The sequence below is a fragment of the Microbacterium sp. BK668 genome, assembly GCF_004362195.1.
In the GTDB taxonomy this organism is placed as follows: Bacteria; Actinomycetota; Actinomycetes; order Actinomycetales; family Microbacteriaceae; genus Microbacterium.
The window spans coordinates 958,208-977,100 of sequence record NZ_SNWG01000001.1; the positions used below are offsets into that span (position 1 = coordinate 958,208).

Annotated in this window: 14 protein-coding genes; 8 read left to right on the plus strand and 6 right to left on the minus strand. The window is 72.8% G+C overall.

Going from position 1 to position 18,893, the window contains the following annotated elements; translation table 11 throughout:
* Positions 1 to 22: 22 nt before the first annotated feature.
* A complete protein-coding gene (locus EV279_RS04225; RefSeq protein WP_133541655.1) occupies positions 23 to 529 on the minus strand; it encodes an SRPBCC domain-containing protein in 507 nt (168 codons plus the stop codon).
* Complete coding sequence (locus tag EV279_RS04230; RefSeq protein WP_133541656.1) at positions 526 to 1,251, minus strand: aminoglycoside 3'-phosphotransferase; 726 nt, start codon at positions 1,249 to 1,251, stop codon at positions 526 to 528. The genes EV279_RS04225 and EV279_RS04230 overlap by 4 nt, the downstream gene beginning before the upstream one ends.
* A 249-nt stretch (positions 1,252 to 1,500) precedes the next feature.
* Here EV279_RS04230 and EV279_RS04235 point away from each other — a divergent pair, with 249 nt between their 5' ends.
* The 4 genes from EV279_RS04235 (at position 1,501) to EV279_RS04250 (ending at position 4,450) form a co-directional block, all read left to right on the plus strand.
* On the plus strand, positions 1,501 to 2,262 hold the full coding sequence (locus tag EV279_RS04235) for an SDR family NAD(P)-dependent oxidoreductase (RefSeq protein ID WP_133541657.1): 762 nt from the start codon (positions 1,501 to 1,503) through the stop codon (positions 2,260 to 2,262).
* A gap of 43 nt (positions 2,263 to 2,305) precedes the next feature.
* On the plus strand, positions 2,306 to 3,082 hold the full coding sequence (locus tag EV279_RS04240; protein ID WP_133541658.1) for an enoyl-CoA hydratase-related protein: 777 nt from the start codon (positions 2,306 to 2,308) through the stop codon (positions 3,080 to 3,082).
* A gap of 115 nt (positions 3,083 to 3,197) precedes the next feature.
* On the plus strand, positions 3,198 to 4,052 hold the full coding sequence (locus EV279_RS04245; RefSeq protein WP_133541659.1) for an NAD(P)-dependent oxidoreductase: 855 nt from the start codon (positions 3,198 to 3,200) through the stop codon (positions 4,050 to 4,052).
* Between the two features lie 32 nt (positions 4,053 to 4,084).
* Entirely contained in the window at positions 4,085 to 4,450 is a 366-nt protein-coding gene (locus EV279_RS04250) for a VOC family protein (RefSeq protein WP_133541660.1), read from the plus strand.
* A gap of 108 nt (positions 4,451 to 4,558) precedes the next feature.
* Here the strand turns inward: EV279_RS04250 and EV279_RS04255 are convergent, their stop codons facing one another.
* The 4 genes from EV279_RS04255 to EV279_RS04270 are packed head-to-tail and all read right to left on the minus strand — an operon-like array spanning position 4,559 to position 13,798.
* On the minus strand, positions 4,559 to 5,197 hold the full coding sequence (locus EV279_RS04255) for a LysE family translocator (RefSeq protein ID WP_133541661.1): 639 nt from the start codon (positions 5,195 to 5,197) through the stop codon (positions 4,559 to 4,561).
* 31 nt (positions 5,198 to 5,228) lie between these two features.
* Positions 5,229 to 6,125, minus strand: a complete 897-nt coding sequence (locus EV279_RS04260) for a hypothetical protein (RefSeq protein ID WP_133541662.1) — start codon at positions 6,123 to 6,125, stop codon at positions 5,229 to 5,231.
* 13 nt (positions 6,126 to 6,138) lie between these two features.
* Positions 6,139 to 6,618 carry a GNAT family N-acetyltransferase gene (locus tag EV279_RS04265; protein ID WP_166644394.1) on the minus strand — a complete coding sequence of 160 codons (480 nt, stop codon included), beginning with the start codon at positions 6,616 to 6,618 and terminating at the stop codon, positions 6,139 to 6,141.
* A 55-nt stretch (positions 6,619 to 6,673) separates the two neighbouring features.
* The gene (locus EV279_RS04270; RefSeq protein ID WP_133541664.1) at positions 6,674 to 13,798 is read right to left on the minus strand and encodes a PD40 domain-containing protein; all 7,125 of its coding nucleotides are present in this window, start codon (positions 13,796 to 13,798) and stop codon (positions 6,674 to 6,676) included.
* Between the two features lie 299 nt (positions 13,799 to 14,097).
* On the opposite strand from EV279_RS04270, the gene rlmN reads away from it, so the two are divergent.
* The 4 genes from rlmN to EV279_RS04290 all read left to right on the plus strand — a co-directional run bounded on the left by rlmN (position 14,098) and on the right by EV279_RS04290 (position 18,893).
* On the plus strand, positions 14,098 to 15,366 hold the full coding sequence (rlmN, locus tag EV279_RS04275; protein WP_243728432.1) for a 23S rRNA (adenine(2503)-C(2))-methyltransferase RlmN: 1,269 nt from the start codon (positions 14,098 to 14,100) through the stop codon (positions 15,364 to 15,366).
* 126 nt (positions 15,367 to 15,492) lie between these two features.
* Positions 15,493 to 17,124 (plus strand): DUF4407 domain-containing protein, encoded by a 1,632-nt coding sequence (locus EV279_RS04280; RefSeq protein ID WP_133541665.1) that lies wholly within the window; start codon positions 15,493 to 15,495, stop codon positions 17,122 to 17,124.
* A 181-nt stretch (positions 17,125 to 17,305) separates the two neighbouring features.
* A complete protein-coding gene (locus tag EV279_RS04285) occupies positions 17,306 to 18,319 on the plus strand; it encodes an aldo/keto reductase family protein (protein ID WP_133541666.1) in 1,014 nt (337 codons plus the stop codon).
* Between the two features lie 100 nt (positions 18,320 to 18,419).
* Positions 18,420 to 18,893 (plus strand): NUDIX domain-containing protein, encoded by a 474-nt coding sequence (locus EV279_RS04290; protein WP_133541667.1) that lies wholly within the window; start codon positions 18,420 to 18,422, stop codon positions 18,891 to 18,893.

Here is an 18,893-nt window from a genome sequence, read left to right on the forward strand (position 1 = left end):
GGCCCGCGGACCGCGAGGGGGATCAGGGCGCGAGGGCGGCGTACTCGTCGCGCAGACCGGGGTAGTAGTCGTCCCACACGATGGCCGAAACATCCTGACCCTCGTGGGCGGCCATGGCGCGGTCGAGGTAGTACTCCCAGCCCGGCCCGATCGACCCGACATCCGCGCCCGGCGACAGGCGCTGTCCGAAGGTCAGCGTCGTGACCCCCGCCGTCTCGTCGAGCTCGAACCACAGATGCCAGCCGGCGCCCGTGCCCTCGGCATCCGTGTTGCCCGCGAAACGGCGGGGACGATCGCACTCCAGGATGGTGTACTGCGACGGCTCCGGGTCGTCTGCCTCGGCGGTCATGAAGAACGAGACCCGGCCCATGGTCGGGTCGCCCTCCCAGTAGCCGATCCAGTCGCGGAGCCGATCGGACTCCGTGAACGTCTGCCACACGGCCTCGGCGGGCGAGCCGAACGTGCGGGTCAGGACGAGGTTCGGCACGTCGTCGATCATGGTGACGGTGCCGGTGCGGGTGGCGGTCATGTCGCGTTCCAGAGCTCCCGGTAGTAGTCGGTGCGCTCGGCGTCGGGTTGGATCCCGTACGCCGCGAGGAGAGCGCCGTCCCATCCGGGTCCATAGTTCCACTCGGTGCTCATCGATGCCACGGCCAGATCCGCCCAGCGGTCGCCGACCCCCAGCGCCCCGAGGTCCACGTGCGCCGTCCACCGCCCGCGGGCGTCGAGGAGGGTGTTCGGCGAGCACGCGTCGCCGTGGCACACGACGAGCGCGTCGACGGCGGGCGGCTCGCGCAGGCGATCGGGAAGACGGATGCCTCGGACCGCCGCCTTCGCGATGCGCGAGGCCGCGCTCCGCTCGAAGGGGCAGTCGGCCACCGGGAGGGCATCGTGCAGGGCCCGCAGACCTTCCCCGATCGCCCGCACCGCCGTCGCGGGCTCGGCGATCCAGCGCGGCGCCACGGCGGACTCTCCCGGCACCGTCTCGGTCACCATCCACTCGTGCGTCTCGTCACCTCCGAACTCGACCACGCGCGGCACGTCGGTGTAGCGACCCGCCCAGTCCAGCCGTTCGGCCTCGGCGGCGAACGACGTCTCGAGGTTCCGTGGGGAGTGCTTGATGTGGCGACCGTCCGACGTGCGGAAGGTCAGTCCGCCGAGCTCGTTGACCCACACCGGCCGCAGCCTCGCGCCCCGCGCGAGCGCTCGCACGCGCTCAGGCACCTCGATGGCTGCCAGCGGGATGGACATGACCTCATTCTCGGCGGATGCCGCGACATCCGCTCGCGCCGACGACGAGCGCCGCACTTCCCTGCGAGCGCGACACCGATCGAGGCAGCCGTCGCAGGGAAGTGTCGCGCGCGGCCGCGCTCCCGTGACGGTGCCCTCCCCGCTAGCCTGGTGGCGTCCTCCGTCGCCGACACGGCCGCCGATACGGCTGAGACGCAGTCCCGCCTATGCTGGGACTGGATGCCACCACACGAGTTCGAAGGAGAACGCATGGACATCTCGGGTGCAGCGGCTCTCGTGACCGGCGGCGCGAGCGGCCTGGGCCTGGCCACGGCGCGCCGGCTCGCCGGCGCGGGCGCGTCCGTCACCATCGTGGACCTGCCCTCGTCGGCCGGGGCCTCCGTCGCCTCGGAGTTCGGCGGGTCGTTCTCACCGGCCGACGTCACCGACCCGGCGCAGGTGGCCGAGGCCGTCGCGCAGGCCGCAGCATCCGGTCCCCTCCGCGTCGTGGTGAACTGCGCCGGCATCGCGCCGCCCGCGAAGGTGCTCGACCGCGAGGGCAACCCCTCGCCGCTCGCCGACTTCGAGCGCATCGTGCGCATCAACCTCGTCGGCACGTACAACGTCATCGCCCAGGCCTCCGCCGTCATGTCCAAGACCGAGGCGACCGCCGACGGAGATCGCGGGGTGATCGTCAACACGGCGAGCGTGGCGGCCTTCGACGGGCAGATCGGGCAGCCGGCCTACTCGGCGAGCAAGGGCGGCGTCCACGCCATGACGCTGCCGATCGCGCGCGAGCTCGCGCGCTACGGCATCCGCGTCCTGACGATCGCGCCCGGCATCATGGAGACCCCGATGCTCAAGGGCCTGCCCGAGGCGGCCCAGGAGTCGCTCGGGCAGCAGGTCCCGTATCCGCAGCGACTCGGCCGCCCCGACGAGTACGCGAAGCTCGTGCTGGCGATCGTCGACAACGGCTACCTCAACGGCGAGACCATCCGTCTCGACGGCGCGATCCGCATGGCGCCGAAGTGATCGTGCGGCCTATCGCAGCAGCTACTTCGGAAAGGATGTCCCGATGAGCGACTCGATCCTCGTCGCGCGCGAGGGGGCTCTCGCGCGCGTCACCTTCAACCGTCCGGCCTACCTCAACGCGATGGACTTCGAGATGGGGCGGCTCTGGCGCGACATCGCGCACGACCTCACCTCCGACGACTCCGTCGGAGCCGTGATCCTGGATGCCGCGGGCCCCGCCTTCTGCGCCGGAGGCGACGTCCTCGCGATGGCGACCTCGCAGGCGACGGGCGCGGAGGTGACCGAGACCGCGCACATCATCCACGACGGGATCCGCACGTTCGCCCTCTCCCACACGCCGATCGTCGCGGCGGTCCAGGGCGCCGTCGCCGGCGGCGGGCTGGGCCTCATGCTCACCGCCGACTACATCGTCGCGTCGCAGTCGGCGAAGTTCGTCAGCAAGTACGCCAACATCGGCCTGACGCCCGACCTCGGCGTCTCGACCCTGCTCCCGGCCGCGATCGGCCAGCGCCGGGCTCTCCAGCTGCTGCTCCAGGACCGCACCATCGACGCGGCCACCGCCCTCGACTGGGGTCTGGTGGCCGAGGTCGTCCCCGCCGCAGACGTGGCCGCTCGCGCCCAGGCGATCGCCGACTTCTGGCTGGCCGGCGCCACAGCGGCGTTCGGCCACGCCAAGCGCCTCGTCCGGGTCGGCGCCGCCCGCAGCTTCGAGGAGAACCTCGACGACGAGGCCGCGACGATCGGAGCCCGCTTCGAGACCCCCGAGTCGCGCACGCGGGTCGCCGCGTTCGCCGCGGCATCCGCCAAGCGCTCTTCCTGACCACCCCTCCCGCCTGCCCCGCCGCGGCGGCTCAGCATGCCCCGATCTCCGTCGCTCCGGGCCTCCGGAACGGGCGGGATCGGGAGAGCATGACACCGAAACCCAAGGAGACGAGATGACCGACCCCTCGACCGGCTCGGCGCCCCTCGCCGGCAAGACGATCCTCATGTCGGGCGGGAGCCGCGGCATAGGCCTCGCGATCGCCCTGCGCGCGGCGCGCGACGGCGCGAACATCGCCCTGCTGGCCAAGACCGACACGCCCCACCCCAAGCTGGAGGGCACGGTGCACTCGGCGGCGGATCAGATCCGGGATGCCGGTGGCCGCGCTCTCCCGATCGTCGGCGACGTCCGCAGCGACGACGACATCACTCGCGCCGTGCTGGAGACCCAGGGCGAGTTCGGGGGCATCGACATCGTCGTCAACAACGCGAGCGTCATCGACCTCTCGGGATCCCTCGATCTCGCGGCCAAGAAGTACGACCTCATGCAGGACGTCAACGTCCGCGGGACCTTCCTGCTCTCGCGCACGGCGGTGCCGATCCTGCGCGAGAGTGCGAATCCGCACATCCTGTCGCTGTCGCCGCCGCTCAACCTCTCCCCGAAGTGGCTCGGCGCGCACACCGGGTACACGCTCGCCAAGTACGGCATGACGATGGCGACGCTCGGTCTCGCGGCCGAGTTCGGGAAGGACGGGATCGCGGCGAACACGCTCTGGCCGCGCACGACGATCGCGACGGCCGCCGTGCAGTTCGCGCTCGGCGGCGACATGATGATGAAGGCGAGCCGTACGCCCGAGATCTACGCCGACGCCGCGTACGAGGTGCTGACCCGGCCGGCGCGCGAGCACACCGGCCAGACGCTCCTCGTCGAGGACGTGCTCCAAGAGGCGGGCGTGACGGACTTCTCGGGATACGCCGCCGTTCCCGGAACGCCCGACGACCGGCTCTTCCCCGACATCTTCCTGGACTGACGGGACGCCGCCGCGCGGCGTAGCGTGGCGGCATGGCGGTGCGGAGTCTGTTCCCCATCCTGCTGACACGTGACCTTCCGCGGCTGGTGGCCTTCTACGAGCGCGCGCTCCACGCCGTCGTCGACTACCGCTTCGGCTCCGCCGATGAAGACGACTACGTCTCGCTGCGGATCGGCGCTGCGGCGCTCGGCGTGGGGCGCGACCCTGACGCGCCCGCCTCGGGCGATCGCATCGCACTCTGGTTCTACGTCGACGATGTCGACGCGACCTTCTCCCGGTGGATCGCGAGCGGCGGATCCGCGCGACAGCCCCCCGACGACATGCCCTGGGGTGAGCGAGTCGCGCAGGTGCGCGACCCCGACGGCAATCTCGTCAACCTCGGCGCCGCGCCCGCGTGATCGTCCGGGCCGATCCCGGCGCGTTCCGTGTCGCTTCGCTCGTTCAGCGACCGGGATGCCTCGGCGGGTTTCATCTCCCCTCGCTCGTCGCGAGAGCGAGCCACCCGCTCAGTGCCGGTCGCCCGTGAACAGCAGGATGCCGCCGAGCCCGATCATGAGCCCGCCGCCCGTCGCAGTCAGGCGCGCGATGCGGCGCGGAGAGCGGCCGAACCAGTCGCGCGCCCCCGCCGCGACAAGGGCCCAGACGGCGTCGGACAGCAGCGCGATGACGAAGAACACCAGCCCGAGCTCGATCATCTGCAGCGGCACCATCCCCGCGTCGAGGTCGACGAACTGGGGCAGGACCGCGACGAAGAAGGCGATCGTCTTGGGGTTCGTGACGCCGACCACGAACCCCTCGGCGAGCTGACGCCAGTGCGACCGCGGGAGCGCGCCGCCCGCCGCCGCCTCCGCCGCGCGGTTGCGGTGGCGGATGGCCTGTACGCCGAGGTAGGCGAGATACAGCGCGCCGGCCACCTTGACGATCGTGAACAGCACGACCGAGCCGGCGACGATGCCGCCGACGCCGAGGGCCACGGCGATGATGACCGGCAGCAGCCCGAGGGCGTTTCCCAGCACGCTGAGCAGCCCGCCGACGCGGCCGAGCGCGAGCGCGCGTCCGATCGTGAACAGGACGCTCGGGCCCGGGATCACGATGAGGACCAGGGCCGCGAGCGCGAAGGCGAGGAGATTCTCGAGCGGCACCACGCAGAAACCCTAGTCCGTCCGGCGCCGCGCGTCAGCGATCGGAGGGGACCGCGCCGAGGAGGACCCGGACCACGGGCTCGTCGGTCCACCAGAACCCGATCCGCGTGCCGGGCACGAGCCCCGGGGGCCGCTTCGCCGGCTCGATGACGGTGTACGGCAGCGAGACGACCAGGGCGCTCTGCGGTCGCAGCGACGCGACGACGCAGCGGCCCTTGGCGTCGCCGCCCCGCACGACGAGGATGCACTGCTCGTCTCGGAAGGCGCCCTTCGCGCCGGCGATCCAGAGGTCCCAGCCGTAGTACTCGCCGAGGGGCGTCGCCCACTCGACGGGTCCGCTCGACGGGAAGGCAGGGATCTCGTCGGCCGCGAGCGGAGGTGCCGCGGCCAGGGCGTTGTCGAGCGGGATCTGCAGCAGCGTCGTCGCTTCGCGATCCCGGGCCAGCGTGTACGCCTCCCGCGTCGTCTCCTGCGTCACGGGGACGCTGCTCACCGACGGCGGTCCGACTGCGCTGAAGGCGGCCACGGCCGCGGCGACGAGCGCCGCGGCGAGCGCGATGCCCGACCCGTCGTGCCGGCTCCACCGCGACGCCCGTGCGGGACGAGTGCCGGCCTGCTCGTCCGAGGGAGACGGGGGCGGAGGCATCCCCCCTCCCTCAGGCGGCAGAGCGGCGATGTGATGGGAGAACACGGCGTCTGCGAACCCGTCCTCCTCCTCGGCCGCCATCCGAGAGGCCGACGGATCGACGGAGCCCGTCGTCGCGAGGGTCAGCGGCTGGACGCCCGCGAAGGCGGCGGCGTGCTCCTGCACCACGAGGGCTTCGAGGGCGACGAGGCGATCCACCGCCGCCGGATCGTCGGCGATGTCGGGGTCGGGGCCGAAGGCCCGGCGCCTCAGCTCCGCGAGTTCGGCCCGAGTCGCGTCATCCATCGCTCCCGCCTCATCACGGCACCAGCGCCTTGCGCATGAACACCTGCGCCGTCCCGTCGTCTCCCGGCACGCGCTGCGACTCGGCGTACCCCTCCCGCTCGTAGAGGCGGAGATTCGCCTCGCTGAGCGATCCGGTGAACAGCTCGGACTGCGTCGCGCCCGCCTCGCGCCCGCGTCGCTCGACCTCCGCGAGCAGGAGGGTCCCGATCCCCTTGCCCTGCGCGTCCGGAGCGATCGAGATGCGGCCGACGAGCAGAAGAGCGCCGTCCATCCGCGCCCGCACGGCGCCGATCATCCGCGTGCCTTCGAGAGCGACGCATCCGAGATTCTCGTGCAGCTCGTGCTCGAGCTCCTCGAGGGTCTGCGTGAGCGGCGGCATCTCGGCGCTGCCGTAGATGAGCGCCTCCTGCACGAAGGCGGCGCGCTGCAGCGTCAGGACTTCGCCGGCATCCTCGACCCGGATGTCGCGTACGGAGACGTCGAGTTCGCTCACGCCTCCACGGTAACGCCGTGGCGGTCCCGCCGGGCGGCTCTTGCGCCGGCCCGGATCACCGCACCCCGAATGCGACGGGGAAGGCCGTGCCGTCGGCGAGCTCGATGCGGTAGGTGTAGGTCCGCCCGGCCTCCAGGCCGGCGGTCGGGATCGACCCGAGCCAGAGGTCCGCGGCATCGGAGTAGACGAACGGGAAGGGAAGCACGTAGGGCTCCGTCACCGTCGAGCCCTCGGCGAGCGCCTGCGAGAGCACGGGCACGACGTCCGTCACGAAGCCGCTCGCACCGATCGCGAGTCCGTCGGCGCCGTACGCGCGGAACACGATGGGCACGCCCGAACCGCGCGCGAAGACGGCCGACCCGTCGGCCAGGGGACCCAGCGGCTGCCGGTCGGGGAGGAGCACCCCGACGGGCACGCGCGGGCCCGGGGCCGGCCGGGGGTCCGCGCCGGAGGCGGGGCCCCGGGTCGGTGTCCGACCAGGGTCGGGAGCGGCGCCCGAGTCCGGGACGGCACCCGGGTCCGGGGCGACGCCCGCGTCCGGGGCGGCACCCGGGTCCGCGGCTCCGGCCCCGTCCCCGCCTGGCGCCGCGACGACCGTGTAGTACACCTGCACCTCGGCGGCGTTGCCGGCGACGTCGGTCGCTCGGCAGATGACGGATGCCGGGCCCGCCGTCGCCGTGCTCGCGACGTCGCACGACTGCGTGGCCACGCCGGACGAGGCATCCGTCGCCCCGGCCTCGGCCGTCGCCGGCTCGCCCAGCAGGACCTTCCGCGGCTCGACGCTCGGCGCGAGGGTCGGGGGCGTGCCGTCGACTCGGATCAGCACCGACGCCGACGCCGTACGCCCGAGGAGGTCGGTGACGGTGCCCGAGACCGTTCGGCCCGCCGCGGCCGTGTCGGCGACGACGTCGTCGTCGGGGCAGGCCACGACGGGTGCGCCGGAGGTGCAGGCGAACGAGACCGTCACCGCGGTGCGGCTCCACCCGCCCTCGGCGTACACCCCGTCGGCCGTGATCGCCGCGGCGGTGATCTGCGGTCCGGGAGGGGGCACGACGCTCTCGCCCACGAGGACCTCGGCCGACGAGGCGTGGCCGCCCGTCGTGCCGTCGTGGGGTGTCGCCGTCACCCGGATGACGTCGCCCGTCGCGGCGATCCCGGTGAGGGCGAGCGTCGATCCCGCCTGTCCCGCGATCGGGACGCCGTTGCGGGACCACGCGTACGAGACGGACACGGGGTCGCCGTCGGGATCGGCCGCCGTCCCCGAGGCCGTGAGCAGGCCCGTCGGCTCCACGGGACTGCTGTCGGCATCGAGGGATACCGTCGCCGTCGGCGCCGCGTTGAGGGCCGGTGTCGTCGCCTTGAAGGACGACGATGCGCAGGCGCCGCCGCGGCAGACCTCGAGCGTCACCGTGACGGAGCCCGAGTTCGAGCCCGATCCCGACCCCGAGAACGGAGCGGGTTGGTCGACGAGGGCCTGCGTCGTGCCGTCCGGGCCCGTCTCGACCGCAGCCGGCGCCAGGGAGACGATGGTGCCCGCGGCATCGGTCACCGTCGTGGAGGCCGTGAGCCGTTCGCCCGGGCGCGCGTCCGTGACCGCGACCGCGCGAAGGATCCGGTCCCCGGCCCCGATGGCCGCCTCGGGCCCGGGGTCCGCGAGCGTCGGGGCCGGCGCGTTCGCGACGTCGAGGTGACCGCGCGAGGTGTCGACGGCGACGTTGCCCGAGGCATCCACCACCTGCACCATCCAGCGGAACGCGCCGTCGGGAGCCGGCGCGCGCCAGTGCCCGTCGGGCGGGGTGCCCCCGTCGGGCGTCGCCTCGGGTGCGGCATCCACTCGCTCCCACGTGCTCGAACCCTGCCGCTGCACGAGCACGATCACCGCGGCGATGTCGCCCTCGCCGTCGGACGCGCGGACGTCGATGCCGTCGAGCCGGCCGGACGGCAGCTCGATCGATTCGATGAGGGGCGGCGTGATGTCGGTGGAGGTGTCCGGACCGTAGGTCACCTCGGCAGTGACGTCGGTGAAGAGCTCCGTCGACCCACCGCCCGCCTCCGTCACCTCGACGCGCGCCGGAGTCATGGTGAGGAGGTCCACGGGGCCGGCCGGCGTCTGCTGCCGCGTGATCGTCGCGAACGCGGAGGGGAAGGCCGAATCGGGCGGAACGGTCTGCGCTTCGCGTACGCCGACCGTCGTCCGCGCGACAGCGGGAGGATCCGCGTGCTGCTGCGTCGTCATCCCGGCCAGGACGACGCCCCGCGGCACGAGACCGGGTTGCGGCGCCAGCACCCGCGAGACGGCGGGCAGGATCGCCTGCCCCGACGGCACCGCGATCGCGCCGCCGTCGGCCGAGTAGTACGTCCGGCCCCCGTCATCCTGCTGCCGCTCGAACCGCGGCTTCAACGACAGCGACGCGGCGGTCAGGCCGTTCGTCGACACGGGCGAGACGTCGGCGACCGGCGGGAGGGGCAGCTCGCTCTTCAGCGGAGTCGTGAGGGTGTACATGGGGATGCCGTAGTAGACCGCTCCCTGAAGCGCCTTCTCGTCGTATCCCGACGACAGCCCGAGGGTCCCGAGATAGGACTGCTTCGCGTAGCTCAGCGCGCCGCCCACCGAGACCTGCGTCTCACCGACCCGCACTCCCAGCCAGCCCGCATACAGGCTCAGCAGCCGCTCGCCGAGCGCCGTCGTCGCCTCGTCGGCAAGCCCGTACCCCGTGTTGCCGATATAGCCTCCCGCCTGCGAGAACACGTCGACCCAGTCGGTGACGCCGCCGTAGTAGGCGCTCGGAAGGTTGTTGCCGGCGTGCGAGCCGAGGCCGAAGACCAGGGACCCGGCGAGCGCCGCGACCTCCTCGTGGCCCCCGGCGAGGAACGGAGCGCCGTCGCCGAGGGCCGGGGACCCGGCGGCTCCCGGCAGCATCCGCGTCTCATCGCCGAGCGCGTTGATCGAGACGACCTTCGGCGGGTCGCCGTCGGCGGGCAGGAGGCGGCGCTCGAGGTCGGCGGCGCTCCACCGTTCGGGCATCCGCTGGTTGACCGCGGAGCGCCAGGCGAGCGCCCCGGTCACGGCGTCGGGCAGCTCGCTCCACGCTCCCTGTCCGCTCACGAGCGCCGTGTCCGCGGCGAGCGTGCCGTCGGCGGCGAGGAACCGGTCGATCGCCGCGATGATCTGATCGGGGCTCTCGACCAGGCGCCCGACCGCGGCGCCGGGCAGATAGAGATGTCCGCCGAGCGACCGGTACGCCGTCGCGAGCCCGTACGGGTCGTCCGTCAGGATGTGGGCCGTGCGCGCCGCGGCCGACAGCGGTGTCTCGCAGGGGTCGACGGCCGCACCCTGCGGGCAGGGCTGTCCGTCGGGCAGCGCGGTTCGGCGCAGCACGTCCGCGCGGCCCCTCTCCGAGAACAGGGGCGTCCGCTCCGCGACGGGCGCGAGCGGGATGATGTCGTCAGCGCCGACGATGACCACGGACTCGACATGGGTCCCGTCGTCGCCGAGTTCGCGCAGGACGAAGCGGTTGATCGCGGCGGTCAGGCCGGCCCGTTGCTGCATCGAGCACGGGTCGGCGTCGAGGGCCGCCCGCGCCTCCCGCACGTCGTCGTCCGAGTCGATCGAGAGGACCGCGCCGTCGACGGACCCGCCGCCGACATGGCCGTCGCCCGTCAGCGACACGAGAGCCTCGCGCACGCGCGTCGCCTCGGCGGCCCCGTACGTGTCGCCGAATCGCTTCTGGTCGAACAGGTAGACGGTGTTCGTGGTCGGGGTGATCGGGTCGCTCACCCCCTCGACCCCCGGATCGTCCGTCTCTGCGGCCGCCCACGGCGTGCACGACACCGCCGGCTCCTCGTCGAGGTATCGCACGCGGAGGGCGTAGAGCGCGCTGCTCGGCCGGCGGTCGCCGCTCGTGACGCGAACCACCATCGGCTGACCGGCCGAGGCATCCGTCGACGCGGTCTCGACCTGCGCGACGCCGTCGCCTCCCGCGACCGTCTGCTCGACGAGAGTCAGTCCCGCCAGCGGTGTGCCCGCGTCCGCGCCGGACGGGGACGGCTCACCGGCGGGACCGTGCTGCTCGGTCACCGCCATGCCCGGGGCGGGACCTGCGACGGGGATCCCGAGGGGCGTCTCCGCGGTCGCGCGGCCGTACAGCGCGAGCGACAGCCGGCCGCCCGACGCATCGGTCGAGACGACCAGCCTCTTCCCGGGTGGCGGCGGGTCGACGAGGTAGTAGTCCTCGTCCTGCGCGGGCCCCTCCATCGGGCGGCCCTCTGCGTCGAGATCGCGCCACCGCGGCGAGAGCCACCCGTAGGTGACACGGCCCTCCGCGAGCGTGGCGGCGGGAGGCTCGCCGGCGACGCCGGCGCTTCCTCCCTCCGCGTCGTCGAAGGCGTCGAGAGGGGCAGCGCCTCGCAGGTCGGCGGCCGCGGCGAGGCTGCCGCTCGACAGCTCGCCGACGGCGCGGGTCTCACCGGGCCGCGTCGTCGCGGTGAACGACGCGCGGATCTCGAGGACCGTGCCGCCCGCCGTGTCGGGGAGCGGCACCCGCGTGCGCGCGCCGTCGATCTGCAGCGGACCCGCGTACGGCGAACCCGGCACGAGCGTCGCCTGCGGTCCCGACCCCGCCACGACGATCGAGACGGGCGCGGTCCCCGCGGGCGTCGTGAGGGTCGCCGTGGGTGCGGCGAAGCGCGCCGGCTCGCCCGGCCCGGGATCGAACGCGTACCGGAACGCCGCCACCCTGCCGCAGGTCGGCTGCTCGCCGCAGCCGGTCGGAGCGGTGGATGCCTCGGCGAGCCGCGGGTCGAGCGACATCGCCGCGATCTGCTCCCACGGATAGCTGTCCCGGTCGAGCAGGGACATCAGCAGCATCCCCAACGTCACCGACTCCGGCGCCCCCGACGCCAGCTCGGCCACCGTGGCGCCTGGCAGGAAGGCGCCGGAGAACGACCAGAGGGGGCCGGTCGCCGCGCCGTCGCCGACGAGGGCGAGGCGCGCGGATTCGTCGAACGTCGAGAGGTCGACGTCGCCGAGGGGCGTACCGGAGAGGAAGAGCTCGCTGGGCATCAGGTAGCTCAGCAGCGTCGAGTCCGCCGGGAGGAGGCGGAGGGGGACGTCCGCGACGCCGGAGCGCTCGATGTCCAGTCCCGCGGCGTCGAGGTCGGCGAGCGCGGTCTCGCCATCCACCCGCGCGTCCAGGCCCTGCGCGTCGACCGTGGTGCGCCAGCGCTCGAGCGCAGGGCCGTCTCCGGGCACCGGCACGCGCGCCAGCGGCGCGGAGCCGAGCACGGCTGACGCGACGCTGAGCGCGTCGGGTCCGCTCCCGTCGAAGTCGACGTCGCCCAGCGTGAGGCTCCGGATGGTCTGGGCGGCCGCCCTCTCAGCCTCGCTCGCCGTCGAGCCGGGGGCGAGCGCGTCGGCGGCCCAGCCGAGCACCCTCTCGAGGTCGACGTTCTGGATGAGCTCGGCAGCGAAGGGCGAGCCGGCGAGGACCTGCGGCCAGCCGCCCGGAAGGTCGGGCCGCTGGAGGATCACTCGGTGGAGGGGGAGGCGGTGGGCGCTCGTCCCGTCGCCCGGCGGATCGGCCGGGGTGACGGGGTCGAGCGGCAGCCGATCGAGCGGCACGCGGCGGAGGGGCAGGCGATCGACCGGAAGACCCTCGAGCGGCGCCTGCGCGATCGCGGACGCGTAGCCGTGCAGGCTCGACAGCGGGACGGTCGCGATGTCGACCGTCCTCAGGAACCCCGGGGATCCCAGCCGTCCCTGCGTGCTCGACACGGAGAGCCCGCCATGGCGGCGCGTGTCGAGAGCGAACACCGTCGATCCCGCCGTCGACGGTGCGCTGAACGCGACGGTCCGCGCGGACGCCGAGACGGCCGGCTCACCGCCCTGCGCGAGATCGATCGAGGCAGGCGTGGGGCCGTCGCACGTCACAGCGTTCTGCGACTGCGCCCACCCGATCTCCTGGGTGCGCACGACGGGAACGGCCAGCGCGGCCGGGGACGCGTCGGCGCCGGAGCGGGGGACCGTCGTCGTCCACGTGACCCGCGCGCCGTCGGGCGAGATGACGGGGTCGGCGACCGTGCCCGCGCGCCGGTCCGTGCCGGTGATCCCGGAGACGGCGAACGAGTAGGAGGCGGCGTCGCGAGTGGCGGCGATGACGGTCGGGATGCCGCCGCAGTCGTCCTCGTCGATGTAGGCGAACGCGTCTCCGGTCGCATCGATCGTCGGGTGGTGCGCGTTGCGGCCGACGAGGACCGGGGCGCCGCCGATCGTCTCGGGGCCCGTGCCGTCGGCGCCGTCCCCACCGGCCTCCGTGCCGCCGGGACCCGCGCCGGCTTGCGTGCCGCCGGCTCCGGGGCGGGAGGCGTGATAGACGTAGTCCCCGCTCTCGCTCCCCGGGGATCGCGGGTCGAGGGTGTCGGTGTGGGCGACGAAGACGACGGCCGCGCCGTTGCCGCTGATGCGCGCCTGGCCGGTCCCTCCCGTGAGGCTCGCCTCGGGGATGAACCGCGTGATGGCGATGTCGCCCAGGCTGCCGTCGCCGTTCGCATCGAGCTCCGCCGCGAACGCGTCGGGGGCGCCGTTGACGTCGTCCGGGGCCAGATCGGTGGCCTCGGAGGTGAAGACGAGGTGGCGTCCGTCGTCGCTGAGGTCGGGGTCGTAGGACGATCCGTCGGGCTCCGCCCCGCCCTGCACGCGGAAGGTGGTCCCGCGCAGAGTGTCGCGCACGTAGATGCTCGTGCGCCCCGCCGTGCCGCCCTCGGCGACGAGGTTCGTCGCGGCGCTCGTGAAGGCGACGTACCTCCCGTCGGCGCTGGCGGCCGGCTGCGTGCTCGGGCCGTTCCCGGACGGCGCGGCGAGGGCGCCGTCCGGAACGCTCACGCGACTGGGGGCGCCCGCGAACGGGTCAGGGCTTCCCTGCGCGGCCACAGAGACGAAGACGTCCGCGACGCCGTTGTCGTCTCCCTCGACGAGGCCGGCCGTGGACGTGAAGAAGACGCGCTGGCCGTCGGACGTGAGGAACGGCTCCGTCGCCGCGCCGCGGTCGCTCGGCGAGACCCGGTACGGCTGCGGCTCGTCGCCGGTCTGGACGGCCGCGGCGGGACCCGCGGAAGGCGCGGCGGCGGTGAACCCCGACGCGATCAGCGCGCCGAGAGCCGCGACACGGACGAATCGACCCACGTCGCCGTGGAGTCCGCGGCGAAGGCGCGGACCCGACGTCGAAGGTGCGACGTGCGCGTTCAGCGGAACCCTCCTTCGCGAGACGCCCGCGCTCGGTCCGACCCCAGTACCCGGACCGACCCCAGCACCCAGACCGACCGACGAGATGCCGCGACGCGGGGCCCGATGTCGAGAACCCTCTCACGGATCGGGATCACGCGCCACGCCCAGTCATCACCGATGTTTCGGCCGCCTGGGTCATATACTCCGCGCCACCGTGCGGCCAGCCTTTGCGCAGGTGCGTCGCCTAACCTGGGGGGATGACTTCGACGCGTCCCCCCGCCCGTCCGGCGCGTCCCGAGACGCCCGTCTCCACTCCGGGGCCCGTGCTGCAGGTCCGCCCCAAGACGGAGGGCTGGACGCAGAAGAAGGATGCCGAGGGCCGGCCGCTCCTGCAGTTCGCGTCGCCCAAGCGCGGCAAGCCGCCTGTGCATCTCGCCGACCTCACGCCCGAGCAGCGCGTCGAGAAGGTCAAGGAGCTCGGGATGCCGGGCTTCCGCGCCAGGCAGCTCGAGAAGCACTACTTCACGCACTGGACGCATGACCCGGGCGAGATGAGCGACCTCCCCGCGGCGGGACGCGCGGAGCTCGTCCACGGCATGCTTCCGCCGCTGCTGACCGAGGTGCGCCGGCTCGAGACCGACAAGGGCGACACGATCAAGTTCCTGTGGAAGCTGCACGACGGCGCACTCGTCGAGTCCGTGCTCATGCGCTACCCCGGCCGCATCACCCTGTGCGTCTCGTCGCAGGCCGGCTGCGGCATGAACTGCCCGTTCTGCGCAACGGGCCAGGCCGGCCTCACGCGCAACATGTCGGCGGCCGAGATCATCGAGCAGGTCGTCCGCGCGAACCGCCTGATCCGCGAGGGCGGGCTCGGGCCGGCGGAGCACCCCGGCGAGCGCGTCACCAACATCGTCTTCATGGGCATGGGCGAGCCGCTCGCGAACTACGCGCGGCTCATTCAGGCCGTGCGCGTCATGACCGACAAGAAGCACGGTCTCGGAATGAGCGCCCGAGGGGTGACGGTCTCCACCGTCGGCCTCGTGCCGGCGATCCACAAGCTCGCGAACGAGGACATCCCGGTCACCTTCGCGCTGTCGCTGCACGCTCCCGACGACGAGCTGCGCGACGAGCTGATCCCGGTCAATTCCCGGTGGAAGGTGGACGAGGCGCTCGACGCCGCGCGCGGGTACTTCGAGCGCACCGGCCGCCGGGTCTCGATCGAGTACGCGCTCATCAAGGACATGAACGACCACCCGTGGCGCGCCGACCTCCTCGCCGAGAAGCTCAACGCCCGCGGCCGGGGCTGGGTGCACGTCAACCCGATCCCGCTCAACCCGACGCCGGGGTCGATCTGGACGTCCTCGACGAAGGCCGCGCAGAACGAGTTCGTGCGCCGCCTCAACGACGCGGGGATCCCCACGACCCTCCGCGACACGCGCGGCAAGGAGATCGACGGCGCGTGCGGGCAGCTCGTCGCGACCGAGGACGACCAGCGCGTCGCCGCGGTCACCCCGCTCGAGGACTGACCCTCCGCCGCGCCGGCCGGCCGCCCGGTCGTTGAGCGAGCGCAGCGAGACGAAACGCGTCCGGCCTCGGGAACTCGATGCCGCGAACTCACCTGGCGCACAGGTTGTGTTTCCTAGGCTGTGCGGATGTCTTTCTCCGTGCACCGGCCGGGCCGGTTCGGCTCCGATGGCCGCATCGAGTTCGAGGTCGACGGCGCAACGGCCGACGATCTCTACCTCGATGACGTGCGCGCAGCACAGGCCGCCGACCAGCGCCACGACCGCGCGGCCGCCGACGACGAGGGTCCCGAGGATCCCTTCCCCGCGACGCGCGACCTCCTCGAGGACGCCCTCGCGATGAATCCGACCCGGCCGGTCGCGACGACATCCGACCAGGAGGCGGATGACTCGCCCCCGGCGATCGGCGAATGGGGCGCGGTCGACGAGCCCGCCAGGACCGGGGAAGAGGACACCGGCCCGGCCGGCCCTGAGACCGCCGAGCCGGCCGCCGAAGCGGCTGCCGCGGCATCCGTCCCTCCCCTCCGCCAGACGCGCGCGGCGCGCCGCCGCGAGCGTGGCTCGGGATGGCGGCGCCTCGCGATCCTCGGCGGCGCCGACGGATCGGTGCTCGACCAGGTGCCCACCGAGACGCCGCGCTTCGTCCAGATGTTCTTCGTCATCGCGGGCACGGCGCTCATCTCGGCGATCTCGATGTACTTTGCGCTCACGACCGGTGTCCGGATCGTGGCGTGGGGAGCCGTGCCCCTTGCGCTCGTGTGGGCGCTGATCATCTTCAATCTCGACCGCTTCCTCACCTCGACGATGCGCTCGACGCACAGCATCGGCAGGCTCCTCGGCCTCGCGATCCCGCGCGTGATCATGGCGGCGGTCATCGGCGTCGTCGTGGCCGAGCCCCTCGTCCTGCAGATCTTCCACAACGACATCGCTCGCGAGGTGACCACCACGAACCTCGTGCAGGCGCAGTCGGATCAGGACGCCGTGACGAGCGGGCCCGAGAAGCAGGCGCTGGATGCCGCGGGCGAACGCGTCGCGGCCCTGGAGAGCCAGGCTGCGAGCGGCGTCGTGGCGGGGGCCGAGACGACCTCCGCCTCGGCGGCCTCGGCGCAGGCGACGGTCGACGATCTCACCGCGAAGCTCGCGGCGCAGCAGCAGGTGATCGATCAGGCGCGCGCGATCTATCAGTGCGAGCTGACGGGGCAGGGCGCGGGCGACGTCGCCGGGTGCAGCGGCGTGGCGGGTGAGGGGGCGAGTTCGACGGCCGCGAACGACCAGCTGACCCAGGCGCAGGCGTCGTACGACGACCTGGCCTCGCAGCTCGCGGCCGCTCAGGCCGATCTCGCTGCGGCGCAGGCCGCCGGCACCGCCGACGCGGCGGCCTCCGAGGAGCAGAACAAGAAGCAGGCGCGCGACGAGCTGCCGGCCGCGCGCCAGCAGTACGAGGCGGCGCTCGCCGCGTACGACGCCCGCGCCTCGGAGGTCGCCACCGGCAATGCCGCTGCGGTGGGCCTGCTCAGCCAGATCAGCGGGCTCGAGCGGCTGTCGGCCCGCGAGCCGATCCTCGCGTGGGCCCACTGGCTCATCGCGGGGCTGTTCTTCATGATCGAGCTCCTGCCGGTGCTGGTGAAGGTGATGACGAGCTGGGGTCAGCCGTCTCTCTACGAGCAGGCCGACGCCCTGCGCCGCCAGGTGGCGCTCGATCGCGTCACGGCTCGCAGCTGGCGCGAGCGGGCCGACATCGCCCGCGGCGCGGAGGCCTGACCCCCGGGGTTCCGCTCGACGCGGTCCCGGTGCCGGTCGTTTCGTCTGCGGCGCTGCGCGCCCTCGCTCGACGACCGGGGATCGGTGTGGTGTTCCGGTCGGACTCGGCGGCTTCTACAACGCTGTAGATGGAAGTTGTCAAGCGGAGCCCGAGGATCACCGAAGCGGCGAGAATCGAGGAATGGTTCAGTATCGCTACCTCGGCAACAGCGGCTTCAAGGTCTCGGAGATCACCTACGGCAATTGGGTGACGCATGGTTCGCAGGTCGACGACAGCGCCGCCATCGCGACGGTGCACGCCGCGCTGGATGCCGGTATCACGACGTTCGACACCGCCGACGCGTACGCGAACACGGCGGCCGAGGTCGTGCTCGGCAAGGCCATCGAAGGGCAGCGGCGGGAGTCGCTCGAGATCCTGACGAAGGTCTACTGGCCGACCGGACCCAAGGGCCCCAACGACCAGGGGCTCTCGCGCAAGCACATCATGGACAGCATCCACGGCTCGCTCACGCGGCTCGGCGTCGATTACGTCGACCTCTACCAGGCGCACCGGTACGACTACGAGACACCGCTGGAGGAGACGATGCAGGCATTCGCCGACATCGTGCGCCAGGGCAAAGCGCTTTACATCGGCGTCTCGGAGTGGACCGCGGAGCAGCTGCGCGAGGGCGCGGCGCTGGCGAAGGAGCTGAGATTCCAGCTCGTCTCGAACCAGCCGCAGTACTCGGCGCTCTGGCGCGTCATCGAGGAGAAGGTCATCCCGACCTCGGAAGAGCTCGGGATCTCGCAGATCGTCTGGTCGCCGATGGCGCAGGGCGTGCTCTCGGGCAAGTACCTGCCTGGTCAGCCCGTGCCCGAGGGCTCGCGGGCGACGGATGAGAAGAGCGGTGCGGAGTTCATCTCGCGCTTCCTCCGCGACGAGGTCCTCGAGGCCGTGCAGAAGCTCAAGCCGATCGCGGCCGACGCAGGTCTGTCGATGCCGCAGCTGGCGATCGCGTGGGTGCTGCAGAACCCCAACGTCTCTGCGGCGCTCGTCGGAGCATCCCGCCCCGACCAGATCGCCGACAACGTCAAGGCCTCGGGCGTGACGCTCGACGCGGACACGATGTCCGCGATCGAGACGGCTCTCGGAGGCGTCGCGGAGCGCGACCCCGAGAAGACCTACGAGGTCTCGCCGAAGGGCCGCCCGGCCTGACCCGGCGCACAACTGAGGAGATCTGCGTAACCTCGGATCCGATCGGGCCGATCGGTCCGCAGAAGCGCGGATCTCCTCAGTTCTGCCGGAAGGAGCTCGCATGCCCGTCCACAGCGCGGGGCTCCTGCTCTATCGAGTGCAGGATGCCGCGGCCGAGGTGCTCATCGCCCACATGGGCGGGCCCTACTGGGCGGCGAAGGACGACGGCGCCTGGTCGATCCCGAAGGGCGAGTACCGGCCCGAGTCCGAGTCGCCCCTGGACGCGGCGCTGCGGGAGTTCGAGGAGGAGCTCGGACTGAAGCCCCCGCCCGGGCCGTACGCGGAGCTCGGGACGTGGGCGTACTCGTCGGGCAAGCGCATCTCGGTGTTCGTCGCCGACGGCGCGGGATTCGCGCTCGACGGCCTCGCCTTCGGCGAGTTCGAGCTGGAGTGGCCGCCGCGATCCGGTCGCAGGCAATCGTTCCCGGAGGTGGATCGCGTGGAGTGGATGCCGCTGGCCCGCGCTCGCGATCGGCTCGTGAAGGGTCAGCGTCCCGCTGTGGATGCCCTCGCCACGCGGCTCGCGGACGTCTGA

What these genes read in the sequence shown, in the direction of transcription:
- EV279_RS04245 (WP_133541659.1), top strand. Translation starts at nt 3,198, where the DNA reads ATGACCGACCCCTCGACCGGCTCGGCGCCCCTCGCCGGCAAGACGATC.
- EV279_RS04280 (WP_133541665.1), top strand. Translation starts at nt 15,493, where the DNA reads ATGTCTTTCTCCGTGCACCGGCCGGGCCGGTTCGGCTCCGATGGCCGC.
- EV279_RS04260 (WP_133541662.1), bottom strand. Translation starts at nt 6,125, where the DNA reads ATGGATGACGCGACTCGGGCCGAACTCGCGGAGCTGAGGCGCCGGGCC.
- EV279_RS04285 (WP_133541666.1), top strand. Translation starts at nt 17,306, where the DNA reads ATGGTTCAGTATCGCTACCTCGGCAACAGCGGCTTCAAGGTCTCGGAG.
- EV279_RS04235 (WP_133541657.1), top strand. Translation starts at nt 1,501, where the DNA reads ATGGACATCTCGGGTGCAGCGGCTCTCGTGACCGGCGGCGCGAGCGGC.
- rlmN (WP_243728432.1), top strand. Translation starts at nt 14,098, where the DNA reads ATGACTTCGACGCGTCCCCCCGCCCGTCCGGCGCGTCCCGAGACGCCC.
- EV279_RS04290 (WP_133541667.1), top strand. Translation starts at nt 18,420, where the DNA reads ATGCCCGTCCACAGCGCGGGGCTCCTGCTCTATCGAGTGCAGGATGCC.
- EV279_RS04250 (WP_133541660.1), top strand. Translation starts at nt 4,085, where the DNA reads ATGGCGGTGCGGAGTCTGTTCCCCATCCTGCTGACACGTGACCTTCCG.
- EV279_RS04230 (WP_133541656.1), bottom strand. Translation starts at nt 1,251, where the DNA reads ATGTCCATCCCGCTGGCAGCCATCGAGGTGCCTGAGCGCGTGCGAGCG.
- EV279_RS04225 (WP_133541655.1), bottom strand. Translation starts at nt 529, where the DNA reads ATGACCGCCACCCGCACCGGCACCGTCACCATGATCGACGACGTGCCG.
- EV279_RS04240 (WP_133541658.1), top strand. Translation starts at nt 2,306, where the DNA reads ATGAGCGACTCGATCCTCGTCGCGCGCGAGGGGGCTCTCGCGCGCGTC.